At 68.2% G+C, this 19,266-nt stretch carries 17 protein-coding genes, 1 tRNA gene and 1 pseudogene; 12 read left to right on the top strand and 7 right to left on the bottom strand.

Going from position 1 to position 19,266, the window contains the following annotated elements:
• The first annotated feature begins 44 nt into the window (after positions 1-44).
• The 3 genes from yaaA to RTY13_RS07120 all read left to right on the top strand — a co-directional run bounded on the left by yaaA (position 45) and on the right by RTY13_RS07120 (position 2,731).
• Positions 45-818: a peroxide stress protein YaaA gene (gene yaaA, locus RTY13_RS07130; RefSeq protein ID WP_312782210.1), complete on the top strand. Its 774-nt coding sequence runs from the start codon at positions 45-47 to the stop codon at positions 816-818.
• 65 nt (positions 819-883) lie between these two features.
• A complete protein-coding gene (locus tag RTY13_RS07125) occupies positions 884-1,681 on the top strand; it encodes a 3-hydroxybutyrate dehydrogenase (RefSeq protein WP_312782208.1) in 798 nt (265 codons plus the stop codon).
• A gap of 18 nt (positions 1,682-1,699) precedes the next feature.
• The gene (locus tag RTY13_RS07120) at positions 1,700-2,731 is read left to right on the top strand and encodes a patatin-like phospholipase family protein (protein WP_312782206.1); all 1,032 of its coding nucleotides are present in this window, start codon (positions 1,700-1,702) and stop codon (positions 2,729-2,731) included.
• On the opposite strand, the gene RTY13_RS07115 is transcribed toward RTY13_RS07120, so the two are convergent.
• Together RTY13_RS07115 and RTY13_RS07110 are read right to left on the bottom strand one after the other, a co-directional pair.
• Positions 2,728-3,648, bottom strand: coding sequence for an L-threonylcarbamoyladenylate synthase (locus tag RTY13_RS07115; protein WP_312782204.1), 921 nt, complete (start codon positions 3,646-3,648; stop codon positions 2,728-2,730). The two genes, RTY13_RS07120 and RTY13_RS07115, sit on opposite strands and share 4 nt — an antisense overlap.
• Positions 3,645-4,196 (bottom strand): cytochrome b, encoded by a 552-nt coding sequence (locus RTY13_RS07110; RefSeq protein WP_312782202.1) that lies wholly within the window; start codon positions 4,194-4,196, stop codon positions 3,645-3,647. Before RTY13_RS07110 ends, RTY13_RS07115 begins: the two co-directional genes overlap by 4 nt.
• A 123-nt stretch (positions 4,197-4,319) precedes the next feature.
• Between RTY13_RS07110 and RTY13_RS07105 the strand changes: the two genes are divergently transcribed.
• Positions 4,320-6,104, top strand: coding sequence for an acyl-CoA dehydrogenase (locus tag RTY13_RS07105; protein WP_312782535.1), 1,785 nt, complete (start codon positions 4,320-4,322; stop codon positions 6,102-6,104).
• Positions 6,105-6,157: 53 nt separating this feature from the next.
• Here RTY13_RS07105 and RTY13_RS07100 read toward each other — a convergent pair whose 3' ends face one another.
• Positions 6,158-6,967, bottom strand: a complete 810-nt coding sequence (locus RTY13_RS07100; RefSeq protein WP_312782200.1) for a serine protease — start codon at positions 6,965-6,967, stop codon at positions 6,158-6,160.
• A gap of 64 nt (positions 6,968-7,031) precedes the next feature.
• Between RTY13_RS07100 and RTY13_RS07095 the strand changes: the two genes are divergently transcribed.
• From RTY13_RS07095 to RTY13_RS07085, 3 genes are all read left to right on the top strand, one after another.
• Positions 7,032-9,254, top strand: a complete 2,223-nt coding sequence (locus RTY13_RS07095) for a S9 family peptidase (protein ID WP_312782198.1) — start codon at positions 7,032-7,034, stop codon at positions 9,252-9,254.
• Positions 9,251-9,793: an N-acetyltransferase family protein gene (locus tag RTY13_RS07090; protein ID WP_312782196.1), complete on the top strand. Its 543-nt coding sequence runs from the start codon at positions 9,251-9,253 to the stop codon at positions 9,791-9,793. Before RTY13_RS07095 ends, RTY13_RS07090 begins: the two co-directional genes overlap by 4 nt.
• Before the next feature lie 99 nt (positions 9,794-9,892).
• Positions 9,893-9,969, top strand: a tRNA-Asp gene (locus RTY13_RS07085).
• Between the two features lie 170 nt (positions 9,970-10,139).
• Here RTY13_RS07085 and RTY13_RS07080 read toward each other — a convergent pair.
• Both RTY13_RS07080 and RTY13_RS07075 read right to left on the bottom strand, forming a co-directional pair.
• Positions 10,140-10,814, bottom strand: coding sequence for a copper resistance protein B (locus RTY13_RS07080; RefSeq protein ID WP_312782534.1), 675 nt, complete (start codon positions 10,812-10,814; stop codon positions 10,140-10,142).
• 740 nt (positions 10,815-11,554) lie between these two features.
• Positions 11,555-13,277, bottom strand: a pseudogene (locus RTY13_RS07075) (copper resistance system multicopper oxidase).
• 214 nt (positions 13,278-13,491) lie between these two features.
• On the opposite strand from RTY13_RS07075, the gene RTY13_RS07070 reads away from it, so the two are divergent.
• Positions 13,492-14,223 carry a PepSY domain-containing protein gene (locus RTY13_RS07070; RefSeq protein WP_312782194.1) on the top strand — a complete coding sequence of 244 codons (732 nt, stop codon included), beginning with the start codon at positions 13,492-13,494 and terminating at the stop codon, positions 14,221-14,223.
• Between the two features lie 4 nt (positions 14,224-14,227).
• Here RTY13_RS07070 and copD read toward each other — a convergent pair whose 3' ends face one another.
• Together copD and copC are read right to left on the bottom strand one after the other, a co-directional pair.
• Positions 14,228-15,109: a copper homeostasis membrane protein CopD gene (gene copD, locus RTY13_RS07065; protein WP_312782192.1), complete on the bottom strand. Its 882-nt coding sequence runs from the start codon at positions 15,107-15,109 to the stop codon at positions 14,228-14,230.
• A gap of 17 nt (positions 15,110-15,126) precedes the next feature.
• Positions 15,127-15,486: a copper homeostasis periplasmic binding protein CopC gene (copC, locus tag RTY13_RS07060; RefSeq protein ID WP_312782191.1), complete on the bottom strand. Its 360-nt coding sequence runs from the start codon at positions 15,484-15,486 to the stop codon at positions 15,127-15,129.
• 134 nt (positions 15,487-15,620) lie between these two features.
• On the opposite strand from copC, the gene RTY13_RS07055 reads away from it, so the two are divergent.
• From RTY13_RS07055 to RTY13_RS07040, 4 genes are read left to right on the top strand one after another with little or no spacing between them, the layout of a single operon-like run.
• On the top strand, positions 15,621-18,104 hold the full coding sequence (locus tag RTY13_RS07055) for a heavy metal translocating P-type ATPase (RefSeq protein WP_312782190.1): 2,484 nt from the start codon (positions 15,621-15,623) through the stop codon (positions 18,102-18,104).
• Positions 18,101-18,520: a Cu(I)-responsive transcriptional regulator gene (gene cueR / locus RTY13_RS07050; protein ID WP_312782188.1), complete on the top strand. Its 420-nt coding sequence runs from the start codon at positions 18,101-18,103 to the stop codon at positions 18,518-18,520. The genes RTY13_RS07055 and cueR overlap by 4 nt, the downstream gene beginning before the upstream one ends.
• Complete coding sequence (locus RTY13_RS07045; protein ID WP_312782186.1) at positions 18,517-18,714, top strand: heavy-metal-associated domain-containing protein; 198 nt, start codon at positions 18,517-18,519, stop codon at positions 18,712-18,714. Before cueR ends, RTY13_RS07045 begins: the two co-directional genes overlap by 4 nt.
• A 2-nt stretch (positions 18,715-18,716) precedes the next feature.
• On the top strand, positions 18,717-19,205 hold the full coding sequence (locus RTY13_RS07040; RefSeq protein ID WP_312782184.1) for a DUF411 domain-containing protein: 489 nt from the start codon (positions 18,717-18,719) through the stop codon (positions 19,203-19,205).
• Positions 19,206-19,266: the final 61 nt, after the last annotated feature.

Genomic DNA, 19,266 nt, shown 5'->3' with positions numbered 1-19,266 from the left:
GGCCTATGAGGCCCGCTTCCCGATGCTTCGGAGCCTGTGTCGCCTTGCTGATCGTCCTGTCCCCGGCCAAACGGCTGGACTTCACGCCCCCCGCCGTCGATGTGCCCGCGACCCCGCGTCGCTGCGCCGACGAGACCGCGGAGCTGGCGAAGGTCACCCGCAAGCTGAGCCGCGCCGATCTGCGCCGCCTGATGTCGATCTCCGAGGCCCTGGCCGACCTCAACTACGAACGCTTCCAGGCCTTCGACAACGAGACGGCCGAGGGCGCGCTGCAGGCCGTCTTCGCCTTTGCCGGCGACGTTTATGACGGGCTGGACGCCCGCTCCCTGGCCCCGGCAGATCTGGACTGGGCGCAAGATCACCTGCGTATCCTGTCGGGCTTCTACGGCCTGCTGCGTCCGCTGGACGCCATCCAGCCCTATCGGCTGGAGATGGGCACGCGCCTGAAGACCAAGCGCGGCGCCAACCTCTATGACTTCTGGGGCGAGAGGATTTCGCTGCGTCTGAACGAGGACGCCGCCCCCCTGCCCGACCGCACCCTGATCAACCTGGCCAGCCAGGAATACTTCGGCGCGGTCGACGCCAAGGCGCTGAAGCTGCCGGTCATCACGCCCCACTTCAAGGAACGCAAGGACGGCGAGGCCCGCATCATCTCCTTCTTCGCCAAGAAGGCGCGCGGCGCCATGGCCCGCTACGCTATCGAGAACCGCATTGAAAAGGCCGAGGATCTCAAGGCCTTCGACCGCGACGGCTATCGCTTCGACAAGGCGCTTTCGACGGATGCGGACTGGATATTCATCAGAGAGGGAAATTCCTGATCGCCAGATTGAACGACTGCGGTTAGGCTGCGTCGCAGCATAGCTAATTCACGGGTTCTCTCCGCATGTTCGCCATGAACGATCTCAAGGGCCAGGTCGCCGTCGTCTCCGGCTCGACCTCCGGCATTGGCCTGGCTCTGGCGCGGGCCGTCGCCCAATGCGGCGGCGACGTGGTGCTGAACGGTCTGGGCGATCTCGCCGCCATCGAACAGACCCGCGCCGATCTGGCGGCTGAGACGGGCGTTCGCGTCCTCTACCACCCCGCCGACATGACTCAGCCGGATCAAATCGCCGACATGGTGGCCACCGCCCATCGCGAGCTGGGCCGTCTCGACATCCTGGTCAACAACGCCGGCATCCAGCACGTCGAGGCTGTCGAAAACTTCCCCGCCGAGGCGTGGGAGAAGATCATTTCGATCAACCTGTCCTCGACCTTCTACGCCACCAAGGCGGCGATCCCGATCATGAAGGCCCAGGGGCGCGGCCGCATCGTCAACATCGCCTCGGCCCACGGCCTAGTCGCCAGTCCGTTCAAGTCGGCCTATGTCGCCGCCAAGCACGGCGTGATCGGCTTCACCAAGACCGTGGCCCTGGAACTGGCGCAAGACAACATCACCTGCAACGCCATCTGCCCCGGCTTCGTCGAAACCCCCATCGTCGCCAAGCAGATCGAGGATCAAGCCCGCACGCGCGGCATGACGCCCGAGGACGTGATGAAGAACGTCATCCTCGGCTCGCAGCCGACCAAGCGCTTCGTGACGACCGACGAACTGGCCGGCATCTTCCTCTATCTGGTGTCCGACCTCGGGGCCTCGGCCAACGGCTCGCACTACTCGGTCGACGGCGGCTGGACGGCGCAATAGCAATCTGAAGGGCGGATGATGGCCAAGTCGAAAGCCCGCCGCCCCATCTGCCTTGCCCTTCAGGGCGGCGGCTCGCACGGCGCCTTTCAGTGGGGCGTTCTGGATCGGCTGCTGGAGGCCGATATCCTCGACATCCGCGCCGTCACTGCGGCCTCAGCGGGCGCCATGAACGCCGCCTCCCTGATCACGGGCCTGGAACAGGGCGGCGCCGAGGGCGGTCGCGCCGCGCTCGACAAGCTATGGCGCGAGGTCAATCAATCCGGCGGCCGCAACGTCTTCGGCGACAGCGCCATCTGGTCCAAGGCTCTGACGCCCGGCTGGCTCAAGGACAGCCCGATGTGGAAGGCCGGGGAGACCCTAGCCATGTCGATGAGCCCCTACGCGTTCAACCCCTTCAACCTGAACCCGCTGAAGCGCGTGCTGGAAACCGCCGTCGATTTCGACGCGGTGCGCGGCTCCGACATTCAGTTGATCGTCTCGACCACGGCTGTCCGCGCGGGGCGGTCGCGCCTGTTCCGCTCGGCCGAGATCACGCCCGACGTCCTGCTAGCCTCCGCCTGCCTGCCCCACCTGTTCCAGGCGGTCGAGATCGAGGGCGAGCCCTACTGGGACGGCGGCTATCTGGCCAATCCGGCGCTATGGCCGCTGTTCTATGCCGACACGCCGGACGACATCCTGCTGCTGCCGCTCAACCCCTTCGTCCGTGACGAGGCCCCGCGCGAGGCGGGCGAGATCATGGATCGCCTGAACGAGATCCTGTTCAACGCGCCTCTGGTCGCCGAACTGCGGGCCGTCGCCTTCGTTCAGGACCTGATCGCCGAGGGCAAGCTGAGCCGCAACGAGCATCATTATCGCGGCGTCCGCATGCACGCGATCGAAGCCGACGACTGGCTGGGCAATCTGTCGCTGTCGACCAAGTTCGACACGGAGTGGAGCTTCCTCAACGACCTGAAGTCGCGCGGGCGCCAAGCGGCCGAGCAATGGCTGGAAACCTGCGCGCCTCAGGTCGGCCAGGCCTCCAGCGTCGATCTGAAGGCCCGTTTTCTCTAGCCGACAAAGCCCGCGGCGCGGCGCAGCCGATCGTTGATCGCCTCGCCCAGACCTCTGTGCGGGATCGGCGACACGGCGATGCCGACGGGCTTGGCCCGATCCGCCTCACGCAACAACCGGAACAGATTAGCCGCCGCCTCGCGCAGGTCGCCGGTCGAACTCAGGCTCCAGCGTGGATCGCCTACACCGGCGCCAAAGCCCAGCAGGATCTCGCCGTCATTCACCGCTTCGGCCTCGATCCGCACCGGGGCGTCGGGGGCGTAGTGCAGCGCCAGGCGACCGGGCGAGCGATGCCCCTGCCCGTTCTCGGCCAGCGGGCCGACGACGGCCTCAATCTCCTCGCGCGTCACCGATCCGGGACGCAACAGGGCGACCTGCCCGTCCAGCACGGAAACGACCGTGCTTTCCACCCCGACCGCGCACGGCCCGCCATCCACGGCCGCGCCGACCGACTGGCCGGTCTCCTCCAGGGCGTCGTCGAATGTGGTTGGGCTGGGTCGGCCCGAACGATTGGCCGAGGGCGCCACCACAGCCCCGCCAAAGGCCGCAATGACCGCCCGCGCCCGTGGATGCCCAGGCACCCGCACAGCCACGCTGTCCAGACCCGCCCGCGCCAGATCACAGACCCGTTCGCGGTCACGCACCGGGGCCACTATGGTCAGCGGACCCGGCCAGAAGGCCTCAGCCAGCGCCCTCGCCCGCTCCTCGAAGACGGCAACAGCCTCGGCGTCCAGGGCATTGGCCACGTGCGCGATCAAGGGGTTGAAGCGCGGTCTTCCCTTGGCCTCGAAGATGCGCGCCACCGCCTGCGGGTTCGAGGCGTCGGCCGCCAGGCCATAGACCGTCTCGGTCGGCAGCATGACCAGTCGCCCGGTCTTCAGCGCCTCGGCGGCGATTTCGGGGGTGTCGCCCTTCATGGCCGACGCGGGATCATCGGGATCATGCGATGCAGCACATTGTCCCGGTTGATGAACTGATGCTTCAGCGCCCCCACGACGTGCAGGACGATCAGCACATAGAGCAGCTTGGCCACGACCCCGTGCATATCCATGAACTGACCCGCCGCCTCGCGCCCGCCGCCGACCGGCAGCAAGGGCCATTGGAACAGACCGAACCAGTTGATCTCACGCCCGCCCGCCGAGGACGCCAGCCACCCGGTCAGCGGCATGGCCAGCAGCACCACATAGAAGGCGATCTGCGTTGTCCGCGCCAGGATGCGCTCCCACTTCGGCATCTCGACCGGCAAGGCGATCAGCGGATTGGCCAGGCGCCAGCCGATTCGCCCCAGCGTCAGCGCCAGAATGGTCAGACCGACCGCCTTGTGAACCTGCACGAACTCGCGCGACAGCGAACCTTCGGTCGCGTCGTGGGCCATGATCAGCACCACCTGGGCGACCACGGCCAGGGCGGTGACCCAATGCAGGATCAGCGACACGCTGGAGTAACGATTTCGAGGCTCGGCCAAGGGTCTTTCCTTCCGCGACGGCACTGGGGCAGACAGTGGCGCGAACCGCGACCAAAGTCCAAGCGCCCTTGCATCACAGACCGCCGGGGCGTCAGAAGCATGTTGAAGATTCTGGAGACCGCCATGAGCTACCGCGCCCCCGTCCGTGACCTCGCCTTCGCCCTGGAAGCCGTCGCCGGCATCGATCAGGTCGCCGCCACTGGCGCCTATCCCGACTACGACGCCGACGTCATGGGCGCGGTGCTGGAGGCCGCGGGTCAGTTCTCGGAACAGGTCCTAGCCCCGCTGAACCGCCCCGGCGATCTGGCCGGCGCTAAATACGCTGACGGCGCCGTCACCGCCGCCCCCGGCTTCGTTGACGCCTACAAGCAGTTCGCCGAGGGCGGTTGGACCGGCCTGACCGCCTCGGTCGAGGCTGGCGGCCAGGCCCTGCCCAAGGCGCTGGAACTGGCGGCCTATGAAACCGTCCACGCCGCCAACATGGCCTTCGGCCTCTGCCCCATGCTGTCTCTGGCCTCGATCGAGGCGCTGGAGCAGGTCGGCACCGAACATCAGAAGGCCACCTATCTGACCAAGCTGGTCAGCGGCGAATGGACCGGCGCCATGGTGCTGACCGAGCCCCACGCCGGTTCGGACCTGGGCGCCCTGACCACCACGGCCACGCCGAACGGCGACGGGACCTATGCCCTGAACGGCCAGAAGATTTTCATCACCTGGGGCGACCACGACGCCACGGACAACATCGTCCATCTGGTGCTGGCCCGCCTGCCCGACGCCCCGGCGGGGCCCAAGGGCATCAGCCTGTTCCTGACGCCGAAATTCGCGGTCAACGCCGATGGCTCGCTAGGCGAGCGCAATGCCTTCCACCCGGTCGGCGTCGAGCACAAGCTGGGCATCCACGCCTCGCCCACCTGCGTCATGGCCTATGAAGGCGCCCGCGCCGAACTGGTCGGCCGTCCGAACGAGGGCCTGGCCCATATGTTCGTGATGATGAACGCCGCGCGTCTGGCCGTCGGCGTCGAGGGCGTCGGCGTGGCCGAGCGCGCCTATCAGCACGCCCTGGCCTATGCCCTGGAGCGCCGTCAGGGCCGCAGCGTCTGGACCGGCGAGAAGAACGCCCCGATCTTCGACCATCCTGACGTGCGCCGCACCCTCGGCGTCATGAAGGCCAAGATCGCCGCCGCCCGCGCCATCTGCCTGTCCACCGGCGTCGCCGCCGACCTGGCCAAGCACGCCGCGACCGAGGCCGAGCACAAGCTGTGGAAGGGCCGCGAGGATCTGTTCACTCCCATCGCCAAGGCCTGGTCCACCGACGTCGGCTGCGAGGTCGCCTCGCTGGGCGTTCAGGTCCACGGCGGCATGGGCTTCATCGAGGAAACCGGCGCGGCCCAATACTACCGCGACGCCCGCATCACCCCGATCTACGAGGGCACCAACGGCATTCAGGCCATGGATCTGGTCGGCCGCAAGCTGTCGATGGACGGCGGCGACTCCGCCAAGGCCCTGATCGCCGACATGAAAGACACCCTGGCCCAGATCGATCGCCTCTATACAGGCAAGCCCGTCGAGCGCTTCGCCACCGCCATCGAAGCCGTCGAGGACGCCACGCTCTGGCTGCTGGACCGCAAGGCCGCCGCGGAAGGCGCCGCCGACGTTCTGGCCGGCGCCGACGCCTATCTGAAGCTGATGGGCGACGTGGTCGGCGGCTGGATGCTGGCCAAGGGCGCCCTGGCCGCCAAGGCTCGCCTCGACGCCGGCAACGGCGATCCCGTCTGGCTGCAAGGCAAGCTGGACCTCTATGAGCTCTACGCCGCCAACGTCCTCGGCCACGTTTCCAGCCGCCTGGCCGCCGTGGGTCAGGGTGGCGAACTGCTGCAAGGGCTCAGTGTGGAAGCACTGGCTGGCTAACCCTCGTCGTCCACCGGAAGGCGCTCAGCGCCTTTCAGCGGCCGCAAGATGCGCTACGGCGCGGTCGAAGCCGAGGGCTGATCCAGCAGCGCAATCGCCTCACGCACATACTGGGCATGGGCGACGACGCCCAGTTCCAGCCCTTCGCCGCCTCCCTGGACCTCCTGCACCAGAACCCCGGCGATGTAGGGGTGATCGGGCGTCGGCGAGCCGGGCAGGCGATCGACCGCGGGTGTCCAGAAGACCGGCCCGCCCGAGTTGCCTTGAGACACCGCGAAATCCAGCAGGAAGTTCGGGAAGTGGCGGATCGGCGTCAGCGGCCAGGAGCTGATGCGGCCGAGACGCAGGATCGGGAAGCCAGCCTTGTTCGCCGACAGCCCATGCGGATAGCCCAGGGCCATCAGTTCGTCGCCCGGCCCGACGCGCCAACGGTCGAAGGTGTTCTCATCCGCCAGCCAGCCGAGCGGAATCGCGGCCTGAGCGAAGGCGTCGGGCGCGGTGATCTCCATGACCGCCACGTCGCGCTCGGGGTGTTGGGTCCATAACGGCGCCCCGGCCGCGTCGCGAATGGCGAGAGGGCCCGGCGTGAACTTCCACGCTCCGTCCGCCTCGGGCGTACGCCATCCGATGCGCGCCTCGCTGCCCGGCATGACGTTGAAAACATGCGCGGCCGTGACCAGAACCACGCGCGGCGTGCCGTCCGGCTTAGGTGCGGAAATCAGGAAGCCCGTGCCGACCTTGCGCGAGCTCTCATTCAACGGCTGATCCAGTTGCACCGTGGCGTTGATCATGCCGACGGTCAGGTCCCAAGGAACGGGAGCGACGGCGGCGGGCGGTGCGGGCGGAACGTCCTGGGTGATCATCCCGCCATTTGACGCCGCCCGTTCACGGGCACAAGGTCCGCCCGACCATTGGGGAGCCCTATCCATGAATCGCCGCGAACTGATCGCCTCGACCGCCGCCCTCGGCTTGACCGCCGCCTCCCCTGCACTCGCCCGTTCGACTACCGGAGCCTCGATGTCCCTGCCCCAACCGCCCGTCGCCAAGAAGGTCCCCGTCCGCATCGAGCAGTTGGGCCGCGTCCGCGTCGACGACTATCAGTGGATGAAGGACGACAACTGGCAGGCCGTGCTGCGCGACCCGTCGCTGATCAAGGCCGACGTCAAGGACCACCTGACCGCCGAAAACGCCTATCGCGAAGCCATGATGGCCTCGACCCTGCCGCTGCAGGTCGCGATGTTCGAAGAGATGAAGGGCCGGATCAAGGAGGACGACAGCTCCGTCCCCGCCGCCGACGGCGCCTGGGAGTATTACACCGAGTACCGAACGGGCGAGCAGCACCCGCGCTATATGCGGGTCGAGCGCCAGGGAACCTGGATGGTCGACGGCCAGCCGGTGACCAAGAACTTCGTCAAGGCCCCGACGCCTCAGCTCCTGCTGGACTGCAACGCACTGGCCGAGGGCAAGGCCTATTCCGAAGTCTCGGCGACCGAGCACAGCCCCGACCACGCCCTGTTCGCCTACGCCGAGGACGCGCAGGGCTCCGAGGTCTTCAAGATCTACGTCAAGGATCTGGCCACCGGCGAGGTCCTGCCCGACCCCATCGAATCGGCGACCGAAAACTTCACCTTCTCACCGGACAGCCAGTGGATCTTCTGGACCAACCGGGACGACAATGGCCGCCCGGACAAGATATTTCGTCGCCCGGCGCGCGGCGGTGAGACGACCCTGGTCTATGAAGAAACCGACGACGGCATGTTCCAGAGCGTCGGCCGCACCTCGGACGATGCCTTCATCATTATCGGCATCGGCAATCAGGAGACCTCGGAAGGCCGCATCATCCCCGGTGCGACGCCCACGGCGACGCCGGTCGTGGTCGAGCCGCGTCACGAAGGCCGCCTCTATGACCTGGACCACTGGGGCGACCGCTGGGTGATCCGCACCAACGCCGACGAGGCCATCGACTTCAAGGTCGTCGAAGCTCCGACCGCCGCGCCCGCCAAGGCGCACTGGAAGGACCTAATTCCGCACACCCCGGGCCGTTTCATCGAGGGCGTGGCCCTCGTGAAGGACTTCATCGGTCGCCAGGAACGCGCCGACGCCAACACCAGGATCGTCATCCGCAACCGCGCCGGCACGGAGCACGAGATCGCCGTGGACGAACCGGCCTACGCCCTGTCGCTGGGTGGGGCGTCGGAGTTCGACACCACGGTCATGCGCTACGGCTACAACTCGCCGTCCACGCCGACCTCGACCTATGACTACGACCTGAAGACCCGCGAGCGCACCCTGCGCAAGGTTCAGGAGGTCCCGTCCGGCCACAACCCCGCCGACTATGTGGTCGAGCGCCTGAACGCCCCGGCTTCCGACGGCGAGCTGGTGCCGGTGACGGTGCTGCGCCGCAAGGACACGCCGGTCGACGGCTCGGCGCCCCTGCTGCTCTACGGCTACGGCTCCTACGGCATCCCGATGGCGGCCGGCTTCTCGACCAACCGGCTGTCGCTGGTGGACCGCGGCTTCATCTACGCCATCGCCCACATCCGCGGCGGCTCGGACAAGGGCTGGAACTGGTTCCTGACGGCGCGGCGCTTCACCAAGAAGAACACCTTCACCGATTTCACCGCCGCCGCCGACCACCTGATCGCCAAGAACTACACCAAGGCCGGAAACATCGTGGCTGAGGGTCGCTCGGCGGGCGGCCTATTGATGGGCGCCGTCACCAATATGCGGCCCGAACTATGGGCCGGCGTCATCGGCGGCGTGCCCTTCGTCGACGTCATCAACACCATGAGCGACACCAGTCTGCCGCTGACGCCGCCGGAATGGCCCGAGTGGGGCAATCCGATCGAGGACCCCGCCGCCTATGACTACATGCTGAGCTACAGCCCCTATGACCAGATCGAGGCCAAGCCCTATCCGGCCCTGCTGGCGACCGGCGGCCTGTCCGATCCGCGCGTCACCTACTGGGAGCCTGAAAAGTGGGTGGCCAAGCTGCGCCCCGCCTCGACCTCGGGCAAGCCGGTGCTGCTGAAGATCAACATGGAGGCCGGTCACTTCGCCTCCTCGGGCCGCTTCGACTATCTGAAGGACATCGCCCACGACTACGCCTTCGCCGTCTGGGCCGTTGAGAAGGGCTGGGAAAAGGCGTGATCATCCGGCCGTACACGGACGCCGACCTGGCCGCCGTCACAGCCATCTACGCCGACAGCGTGCTAAACGGCACGGGGACGTTCGAGCTGGACGTCCCCACCGCCGAGCAGATGAGCGCGCGGCTGGCCGTTCCGGCCTCCCTGGGGCTGCCGGTGCTGGTGGCAGAGATCGACGGTCAGGTCGCGGGTTACGCCTACGCCGGCCCCTACCGCCTGCGCGCCGCCTATCGCTTCCTGGTCGAGGACTCGATCTATGTGTCGGAGACGTTTCGCGGGCGCGGCGTCGGCAAGGCTCTGCTGGACGCCCTGCTGAGCGCCTGTGAGGCCATCGGCATGCGTCAGATGGTGGCGGTGATCGGCGACAGCGCCAATGCCGGCTCCATCGCCCTGCATGCCGCCGCCGGCTTCGAGCACGTGGGCGTCTTCCACGCCGCCGGATGGAAGTTCGACGCCTGGCGCGACGTCGTCTTCATGCAGAAGGCCCTTGGCCTCGGAGCAACCGCGGCGCCGGACGCCCCCGGCCTGGATTGCGGGCGCTAGAAGCTGAATTCGCAGATAATTTCAGCAACCTCGCATATTGCGCTTGACCCCATCCTGAGTCGCCCTTAATCCGCACTTCTCCTCCTCGCGGAGGGGAACGCGGGTGTAGCTCAGTTGGTTAGAGTGCCGGCCTGTCACGCCGGAGGTCGCGGGTTCGAGCCCCGTCACTCGCGCCATTCCTTTCAGCGAAAGGAATGGCGCACACCGCCCTCCCCAACATCCTTTTTCTATATTTCAGCGTCTCGTCGTTGTTGATGAACGCCGTCCTGCCTTGGCGCGTCGCAAAAATTCCTGATGGAAGCAGGTGGGCGGCGAACGATCCAGGCCGTCGCCGCCCCTCGCCAAGTTAGAACCAGGCCTTGATGCCTACGACGAAGCGCGTGGCGTCCGCATCGTCACCGCGCGCCCTGGCGTAGTCGGCGGTGTCGCCGAACGAGCGGCTCCACTCGACCCCGACATAGGGCGCGAACTCCTTGCGGATTTCGTAGCGCAGGCGAAGGCCCGCTGTGACCGAGATCAGGCCCGAACCCATCTCCAGCTCCGGAATGTCGCTGGCCGACAAGGCCACCTCGACGGCCGGTTGCAGTATCCACTTCTGGGTGATGCGCTGGTCGTATTCGGCCTCAGCCCGGGCGGTCAGATCACCCTCGGTCGAGAGGAAGGCGGCGGCGCTCATCTCGAACCAGTAGGGCGCCACGCCCTGGACCCCGACGGTCAGGTGGGTCGTGTCGTCGCCATCGGGCCGGAAGTCTTGCCGGATGCCCGCCTGCACGTCCCAGAAGGGGGCGACGGCGCGGCTGTAGAGGGCCTGAAGCTCGGCGTCGTGCAACTTGCCGTCGAAGGCGCCCTCGCCTTCGGTCTTCCACCAGAAGCGGTTGATGTCGCCGCCGGTCCAACCCTGGGCGTTCCAGCTGTAGCTCTTCTCGCCGTCGCCGAAGCCGGCTTCAATGGAGTCGATCAGGATCGCCGTGGTGCGCACGTCGCCGTTCTCGGCCAGCAGTTGCCGACGCGACGCCGCCATGACGGCGGGATCGAACAGCAGGTCCGCCGCATGGGCCGGCGCGGCGCGGGCGGCGGCGGGCGGCGGGGTCTCGACCATCCGTCCGCCGACCGCGTCCACGCTGGTCGGGATATTGGGCGCGCCACCCGCCATGGCCGCCATGTCATGACCGGCATGGGGATCGGCGGCGGGCGTCTGGCCCATGTCGTGGCCCGCATGAGGATCTACGGGCGCCGTCTGCATACCGCTCATGTCGTGACCAGCGTGGGGATCAGCCGCAGGAGCCGCACCCATGTCGTGACCGGCATGAGGATCGGCAGCCGGAGCCGCCGACATGCTGCTCATATCGTGGCCGCTCATGTCATGCCCCGCGTGGGGATCGTCAGCCGACGCCTGGGCCGGAGCCATCTGCATCCTGCTCATGTCATGACCGGCGTGTGGATCTGCCGAAGCCGCCGGGGTCGAGCCCATGTTATGACCCGCGTGCGGATCGGTAGCGGGCGTCTGGGCCGGCGCAGTCTGCATCCCGCCCATGTCGTGACCGGCGTGCGGATCAGCCGCCGCCGGGGCGGCTGGCGCGACGCGGCGCGGTTGAGGCGCAGCCGCGCGCGGCTTGGGCTTGGGCGCGGGGCGGGCTTGCGGCGGGCGGGCGGGCGCAGCGTGGGCGCCGTGACCGGCATGGCCGCCGTGGCTCTGAGCGACGGCGGACCCGGCGGCCAGCATCAGGGGCAGGACCGCGACGGCGGCGAACAGGGCGCGGCTCATCGGGCGGCTCCTTCCAGCGGACGAACCGTGACGACGTTGAACATCCCTGCATGCATGTGCATCAGCAGGTGACAGTGGAAGGCCCAGTCGCCCGGCGCATTGGCGGTCAGGTCGAAGGTGACCTTGCCCCCCGGCGCCACATTGACCGTGTGCTTCAGCGGCTGATAGCCGTCGTGACCGTTGACCAGCTCGAAGAAGTGGCCGTGCAGGTGGATCGGGTGGGCCATCATGGTGTCGTACCAGCTCCGAGAACTTGCGCCCGTCAAAGCCCCACATGAACCGTTCCATATTGCCGGTCAGGTGGATTTCCATCGACCGTGACGGCGGGCGGGTGTCCGTATTGGGCGTCAGCGAGCGCAGGTCGGTATAGACCAGCACCCGGTGATCGACGTCCTGAAGCCCCTGCGGCCGTTCGCCCAGACGGTTGGCGGGCGCGGGCGCGATGGCGTCCACCCCGACGCCGACCGCCATGTCGGCAGGGGCGTTGTTCGGGTCGCGCATGCTCATGTCGCCGTGGTCCATCGGCGCGGCGGCGGCGGCTCCGGCGGCGGCGCCATGAGCGGAATGGTCCATCCCGGCCATGCTGCCGTGATCCATCCCGCCCATCCCCATGTCGGTCATGGTCAGGTTCGGCACCTTGCGCAGCGGCGGCGCCTCGGCCGTCATGCCCAGGCGCGGGGCCAGGGTGGCGCGGCCCATGCCCGACCGGTCGATGGCTTCGGAGACGATGGTGTAGGCGCGGTCCTCAAGCGGGCGGACGATGACGTCGTAAGTCTCGGCGACCGAGATCTGGAACTCGTCCACCTCGACCGGGCGGACGTGCTCGCCGTCGGCCTGAACCACGGTCATGGCCAGACCGGGAATGCGGACGTTGAAGATCGACATGGCCGAGGCGTTGATGACGCGCAGACGCACCCGCTCGCCAGGCCGGAACAGGCCGGTCCAGTTCTCCTGCGGGCCGTGGCCGTTGACCAGATAGGTGTAGGTCGTGCCGTTGACGTCCAGGATGTCGCGCGGGTCCATCCGCATCCCGCCCCACATCCGGCGCTCGGCCAGGCTCATGCGGTCCGACCCGTCCAGCAGGCCCGCCAGGGTGGTCTTCTGCTGGTTGAAGTAGCCGGGGCTCTTCTTCAGCTTGGCCAGAATTTCATGCGGGTGCAGGAAGCTCCAGTCCGACAGGACCAGGACGTGCTCGCGGTCATAGCCGACCGGATCGACGCCCGCCGGGTCGATGACGATGGGACCATAGTGGCCCATAGCCTCCTGCAGGCCCGAATGGCTGTGATACCAGTAGGTGCCCGACTGCTTGATCGGGAACTCGTAGACAAAGGTTTCATGCGGCTTGATGCCGGGGAAGCTGACGCCCGGCACCCCGTCCATCTGGAAGGGCAGCAGCAGGCCGTGCCAGTGGATCGAGGTGTCCTCGTCCAGATGGTTGGTCACCGACAGGCGCACGTTCTGGCCCTCGCGCATCCGCAGCAGGGGTGCGGGCAGCAGGCCGTTGACGGTGAAGGCGTGGCCGGTGCGACCGCCGACGGTGAAGTTGGAATGGCCCACCGTCAGGTCGATGTTCGGCCCCGTCAGCGTGGGCAGATCGGCGCGCAACCCGGGCGAACCCGATTGGGCCCAGGCCGGCATCAGCCCCGAAAGACCAAGCAGTCCGCCGCCGGCGGCCGCGCCGCGCAACAGGGATCTGCGATCGAGAGCCATGCTCGACATAGGGGGATCATCCTTCTTGTACCGTACCGCGCCTGAAGATTTCGACGCGGGCTTCACAGCCTATTACGCAGCGCCGCCAAACGCCCCTTGCGACAGGACGCCACAGAAGCGTCCAAGGCCATCAAGGTGATCCCGCAGGATGGGCGAGGGATCGCCCTCCCCCTCGCGTAGGGTCATATAGGGACGCGTCGTGGCGCGAGGGGATTTATCGTCAATGAAACTGCTTCGGCTTTCGACTCAGATTCACAAATGGGTCGCTCTGGTCATCGGCCTGCAGGTGCTGTTCTGGGTCGGCGGGGGGCTGGTGATGACCGCCATCCCCATCGAGACCGTCCGGAGCGAGCATCGCTTCCAGAAGCCGGACTATCCCGCCTTCTCCATGAACGCCCTGATCCCGATGCAGACGGCGGCGGCTCGTCTGTCGGCGCCCATCGACAAAGCCGAACTGCGCCACACCCCGCGTGGCCCGGCCTGGGTCTTCACGCCCAAGAGCGGCGAGCCGGTCATCCTGTCGGCTCTGGACGGCAAGCCCTTCGCCGCCTTCACGCGCGCCGAGGCCCTGCGTCTGGCCCAAGCCGCCTATCGCGGCGAGGCCCAGGCCGAAAAGGCCACCCTGTTCGACGAGGCCCCGCGCGAAACGGGCCGCGAGGGCCCGCTGTGGCGCGTCGACTTCAATGATTTCGAACACACCAGCTTCTACCTGTCACCCGAAACCGGCGAGGTCGTCACCCGGCGCTCGGGCGTCTGGCGCGTCTATGACTTCTTCTGGCGGCTGCACATCCTCGACTTCAAGAACGGCGAGAACTTCAACCATCCGACCCTGATCATCATCACCATCCTGACGCTCAGCATGGTGGTTAGCGGCTTCATCCTGCTGTGGATCAAGCTTGCGCGGGACTGGACGGTGCATCAGGCCACCCGCCGCAAGCTAGCGCATAAGGCCTAGCGCGCTAGAGGGATGCTGGCGGCGCCAACATCCCCATCATCCCGACCAGAGCCAGGATCAGAACGCCGAGCGCCAGTTCGGCGCCGAGACTGAACCTCAACCCCGCCAGACCGCCCTCGCCCCGCTCCAGGGCCGGAGTCGACCGGAACCGGTGCAGCGCCGCCAGCCCCAGCATCGCGATGAAGGCCGCCAGTTTGACCGTCAGCAGGCGGCCATAGGCGGTCTCGCCCAGGCTGAAGACCCGCTCAATCCCAACCAGATAGAAGCTGTTGATCAGGCCGGTCACTAGCAGGACGGCGACGCAGAGCGTCCCCACCCCCGCGAAGCCGCCCAGCGCCGTCGCCAGCTCAGTCTTCACCGCCGCATCCTTCTCGATCCGGCGCGTCGCCAGCGCCACGAAGGCGAAGACGGCGCCCAGCCAGGTCAGGGCGGCGACAGCGTGGGCGATGTCCGATGCCAGATGCAAGCCATGCCCCGGTCCCTCGGTCGCCGCGCCGTGGCCGGTCCAGGCAAAGCTGGCCGCGACGACCAGACCGAGGGTCAGCCCCCCCAGCCACAGCCCGCGCCCCGTTCGCAGCGCAAGAACGGCCAGCAGCAAGAGCCCCGCTCCGATCCGCACCGCATAGGCCGCGCCCAGCGCCGTGCCGCCGAGGACGAAACCGAGAGCCTCCCGGTTCAACGCCTGATCCAGCGCCCCCGCCATCAGCCCGGTCTGCAGGGCCAGAGCCGCCGCCGCCAGCAGGGCCAAAGTCGCCGCGCTCCATCCCAGGGCCGAACGCGCCCAGCGGGGCTGCTGCCCCCCTACGACGCGACCGCCGTACATCATGAAGGCGGGCAGACCCAGAACCACGGCGGCCGCCGCGTACTGGGCCGCGCGCAGCCCCATCAGCCAGGCCTCCACGGTCAGCGCACGGTGAAGGGAACGGAACCCGTCATGCGGTGGCCGTCGCTGGAAGCCAGACGCCAGTTGATCACGTAGGCGCCCGCGGCCAGAGGCCGGGCCACGGGCGCGCTCAGAGTCTTGCCGTCCTCGCTGACGGTCGTGCGCACCGGGGTCTTCACGCCCGCAGCGTTGACCACCTCAAAGGTGGAGAAGGCCGGGGCCATCTTCTCGCTGAAGGTCAGGGAGATGGCGCGCGGCGAGGCCACCGTCGATCCCGCCGCCGGGGTCGAACTGACCAGACGGGCATGGGCGGCGGCGACGGACGGCAGCATCAGGGCCGCAGCGACAGCCGTGACGGGCAGAAGACGAAACAGGGACATGGGGCGCTCCGTTGAAAAATCAGCTCTCCAGAGCCTTACGCGTCGGCTCGATCACGCCCTCACGAAGCGTGTTGACCTTACCATGACGGGAAGGTTTAGAAGGTTCAGGCTATAAACGACGAAAGGCAATGCCGATGTCCGACGCCTCCCTGAAAGCCCTTGATCTGCCTGTTCTCGGCATGACCTGCGCCAGCTGCGTCGGCCGGGTCGAGAAGGCGGTGCGCGCCGTGCCCGGCGTGACCGAGGCCAGCGTCAATCTGGCCGCCGAGCGCGCCCACGTGGTGCTGGACGCGGGCGGATCGCCTGCCGCTGTCGCCGACGCCATCCGCGCCGCCGGCTATGAGCCGCTGGAGGAAGAAGTCGTCTATCCGGTGCGGGAAATGACCTGCGCCAGCTGCGTCGGTCGCGTCGAGAAGGCCCTGGCCGCCGTGCCCGGCGTCCTCAGCGCCAGCGTCAATCTGGCGACCGAACGGGCCACCGTGCGCTTCCTGTCGGGAACCGTCGCCTTCCGCGATCTGGCCGCCGCCGTGCAGCAGGCGGGCTATGTTCTGGAGCAACCGGAACAGGCCGGCCTCGACGCCGCCGACCGTGAACAGGCCGCCCGCGCCGCCGACATCCGCAACCTGGGCCGCGCCGTCCTGATCGCCGGCGTCGCCACCCTGCCCCTGTTCGTGCTGGAGATGGGCTCGCACTTCATCCCCGGCATGCACCACTGGCTGGAACAAACCATCGGCGTGCAGAACTGGCGGCTCATCAGCTTCGTCCTCGCCAGCTTCGTCCTGTTCGGGCCCGGCCTGATCTTCTTCCGCAAGGGCGTGCCCGCCCTGTTGCGCCGCGCCCCGGACATGAACTCCCTGGTGGTGCTGGGCGCCAGCGCGGCCTGGGTCTTCTCGACCGTGGCGACCTTCGCCCCCGCCCTGCTGCCCGAGGGCACGGCCAACGTCTATTTCGAGGCCGCCGCCGTCATCGTCACCCTGATCCTGGTCGGCCGGTGGATCGAGGCCCGCGCCAAAGGCCAGACCAGTCAGGCCATCCGCCGCCTGATGTCGCTGCAGGCCAAGACCGCCCGCGTGGTGCGTGACGGCCTTGAGCAGGATGTGGCCATCGACAGCGTCCAGCCCGGCGACATCGTGGTGGTGCGCCCCGGCGAGCGCGTTCCCGTCGACGGCGTGGTGACCGAGGGTTCGTCCTGGCTCGACGAATCCATGCTGACCGGCGAACCCATCCCGGTCGAGAAGAGCGCGGGCGCCAAGGTCGTCGGCGGCACCCTGAACACCACGGGCGCCTTCCGCTTCAAGGCGCAGCAGGTCGGCGCCGAGACCGTGCTGGCCCAGATCGTGCGCATGGTCGAAACCGCCCAGGGCGCCAAGCTGCCCATTCAGGCCCTGGTCGACCGCGTCACCGGCTGGTTCGTGCCGGTCGTCATGGCCGTGGCCATCCTGACCTTCGCCGTCTGGTATCTGTTCGCGCCCGATCCGGCGCTGGGCATGGCCCTGGTCGCCGCCGTGGCGGTGCTGATCATCGCCTGCCCCTGCGCCATGGGTCTGGCCACCCCGACCTCGATCATGGTCGGCGTGGGCCGCGCCGCCGAACTGGGTGTCCTGTTCCGCAAGGGCGAGGCGCTGCAAGCGCTGCAAGGGGTCGAGGTCATCGCCTTCGACAAGACCGGCACGCTGACGGCAGGCCGCCCCGAACTGACCGACCTGACCGTGGCCGAAGGCTTCGCGGAGGACGAGGTTCTGGCCCTGGTCGCCGCCGTCGAGGCCCAGTCGGAACACCCCGTGGCCCGCGCCCTGGTCGCGGCCGCCGCCACGCGCGGTCTCAGCGTGGCCCGCCCCGAAGACTTCGCCTCCGTGCCCGGCAAGGGCGTGGCGGCGACGGTCGCGGGTCGCCGCATCGAGGTCGGCGCCGACCGCTACATGGCCGAGCTGGGCCACGACGTCGCCGTCTTCGCTGACGCCGCCGCCCGCCTGGGCGACGAGGGCAAGACGCCCCTCTACGCCGCCGTCGACGGCCGACTGGCCGCCGTCATCGCCGTGGCCGATCCGATCAAGCCGACCACGGCAGCCGCCATTCAGGCCATGCATGGTCTGGGGTTGAAGGTGGCGATGATCACCGGCGACAACCGCCGCACCGCCGCCGCTGTCGCCCGCCTGCTGGGCATCGACGAGGTCCACGCCGAGGTCATGCCCGACGGCAAGGTTGCCGCCATCAACGCCCTAAAGTCCGGCGGTCGTCGCATCGCCTTCGTCGGCGACGGGGTCAACGACGCGCCTGCCCTCGCCTCGGCCGATGTCGGCCTGGCGGTCGGCGGCGGTGCCGACGTGGCCATCGAAAGCGCCGATGTGGTCCTGACCGGTGGCGACCTGCGCGGCGCGGTCAGCGCGGTCGGCCTGTCGCGCGCCACCATGAGCAACATCCGCCAGAACCTGGCCTGGGCCTTTGGCTACAACGTCCTGCTGATCCCGGTCGCGGCGGGCGTCCTCTATCCGGCCTTCGGCTACATGCTGTCGCCCATGCTGGCGGCGGGGGCCATGGCCCTGTCCAGCGTCAGTGTGGTGCTGAACGCCCTGCGCCTGCGCGCCTTCAAGCCCCACATTCCCGGAGCCGTCCAATGAACATCGGCAAGGCCTCTCAAGCCACCGGCGTCTCGGCCAAGATGATCCGCTACTACGAGTCCGTCGGCCTGATCCGCCCCTCGGAGCGGACCGAGAGCAACTATCGCGACTTCAGCGAGCGCGACCTGAACGACCTGCGCTTCATCCGCCGCGCCCGCAGCCTGGGCTTCTCGGTCGAGGAGATCAGCCGCCTGCTGTCGCTGTGGCGCGACCACAACCGGCCAAGCCGCGAGGTCAAGGCCATGGCCGAGAAGCACGTCGCCGACCTCGACGCCCGCATCAAGGAAATGCAGGCCATGGCCGACGCCCTGCGCGATCTGTCGCACTGCTGCGCCGGCGACGACCGCCCCGACTGCCCCATCCTGTCCGACCTGGCGGGTTCGTCCGCCGCTGTTTCCCAAGGAGTTCCCCAATGATCGCCCTGACCATTCCCAAGATCCGCTGCGGCGGCTGCGTCGCCAGCGTCGAGAAGGCCATTCACGGCGTCGACGCCTCGGCAGCAATCAAGGCCGACATCGAGGCCCGTCGCGTCGAGGTCGCCACCAGCGCCGACCGCCAGACCCTGATGACCGCTCTGAACGACGCCGGCTATCCGGCCGAGGCGGCCTGACCATGAACAGGATGAAGATCGCCACCCTCGCCTTGGGCGCCGCTCTCCTCGGCGGCGCGGGCATCCTGCTGAACGGCCTGCCCACCGTGGCCCAGGCCTCGGACATGACCGTGTACAAGAGCGATTCCTGCGGCTGCTGCGGCGGCTGGGTCGAGCATATGCGCAAGGCCGGCTACGCCATCCGCGTCGTCCCGACCGACGATCTGGCCCCGGTCAAGGTCCGCCTCGGCGTGCCGGAATCCCTGTGGGCCTGCCACACCGCTGTCGTCGATGGAAAGGTGATCGAGGGCCACGTTCCGGCCGCCGCCGTCGACGCCTTCCTGAAGGCGCGGGGCGCCGCACGCGGGATCGGCGTCGGCGGCATGCCCACCGGCTCGCCCGGCATGGAGGCCCCCGGCTACGCCCCCGAGCGCTACGACGTCATGCGCTTCGGCAGCGGGGCCCCCGCCCGCTTCATGACCTTCGTCGGCGCCGAACGCGCCGGCTCGTAGCAACGAGACTGATAGGCACCGCCGAGGCCTCCGGTCGTTCGCTGCCGGAGGCCTTTCCGGG

It is taken from the genome of Brevundimonas sp. (genome assembly GCF_032055285.1).
GTDB lineage: Bacteria > Pseudomonadota > Alphaproteobacteria > Caulobacterales > Caulobacteraceae > Brevundimonas.
This window is presented reverse-complemented; position numbering and strand designations above follow the sequence as displayed.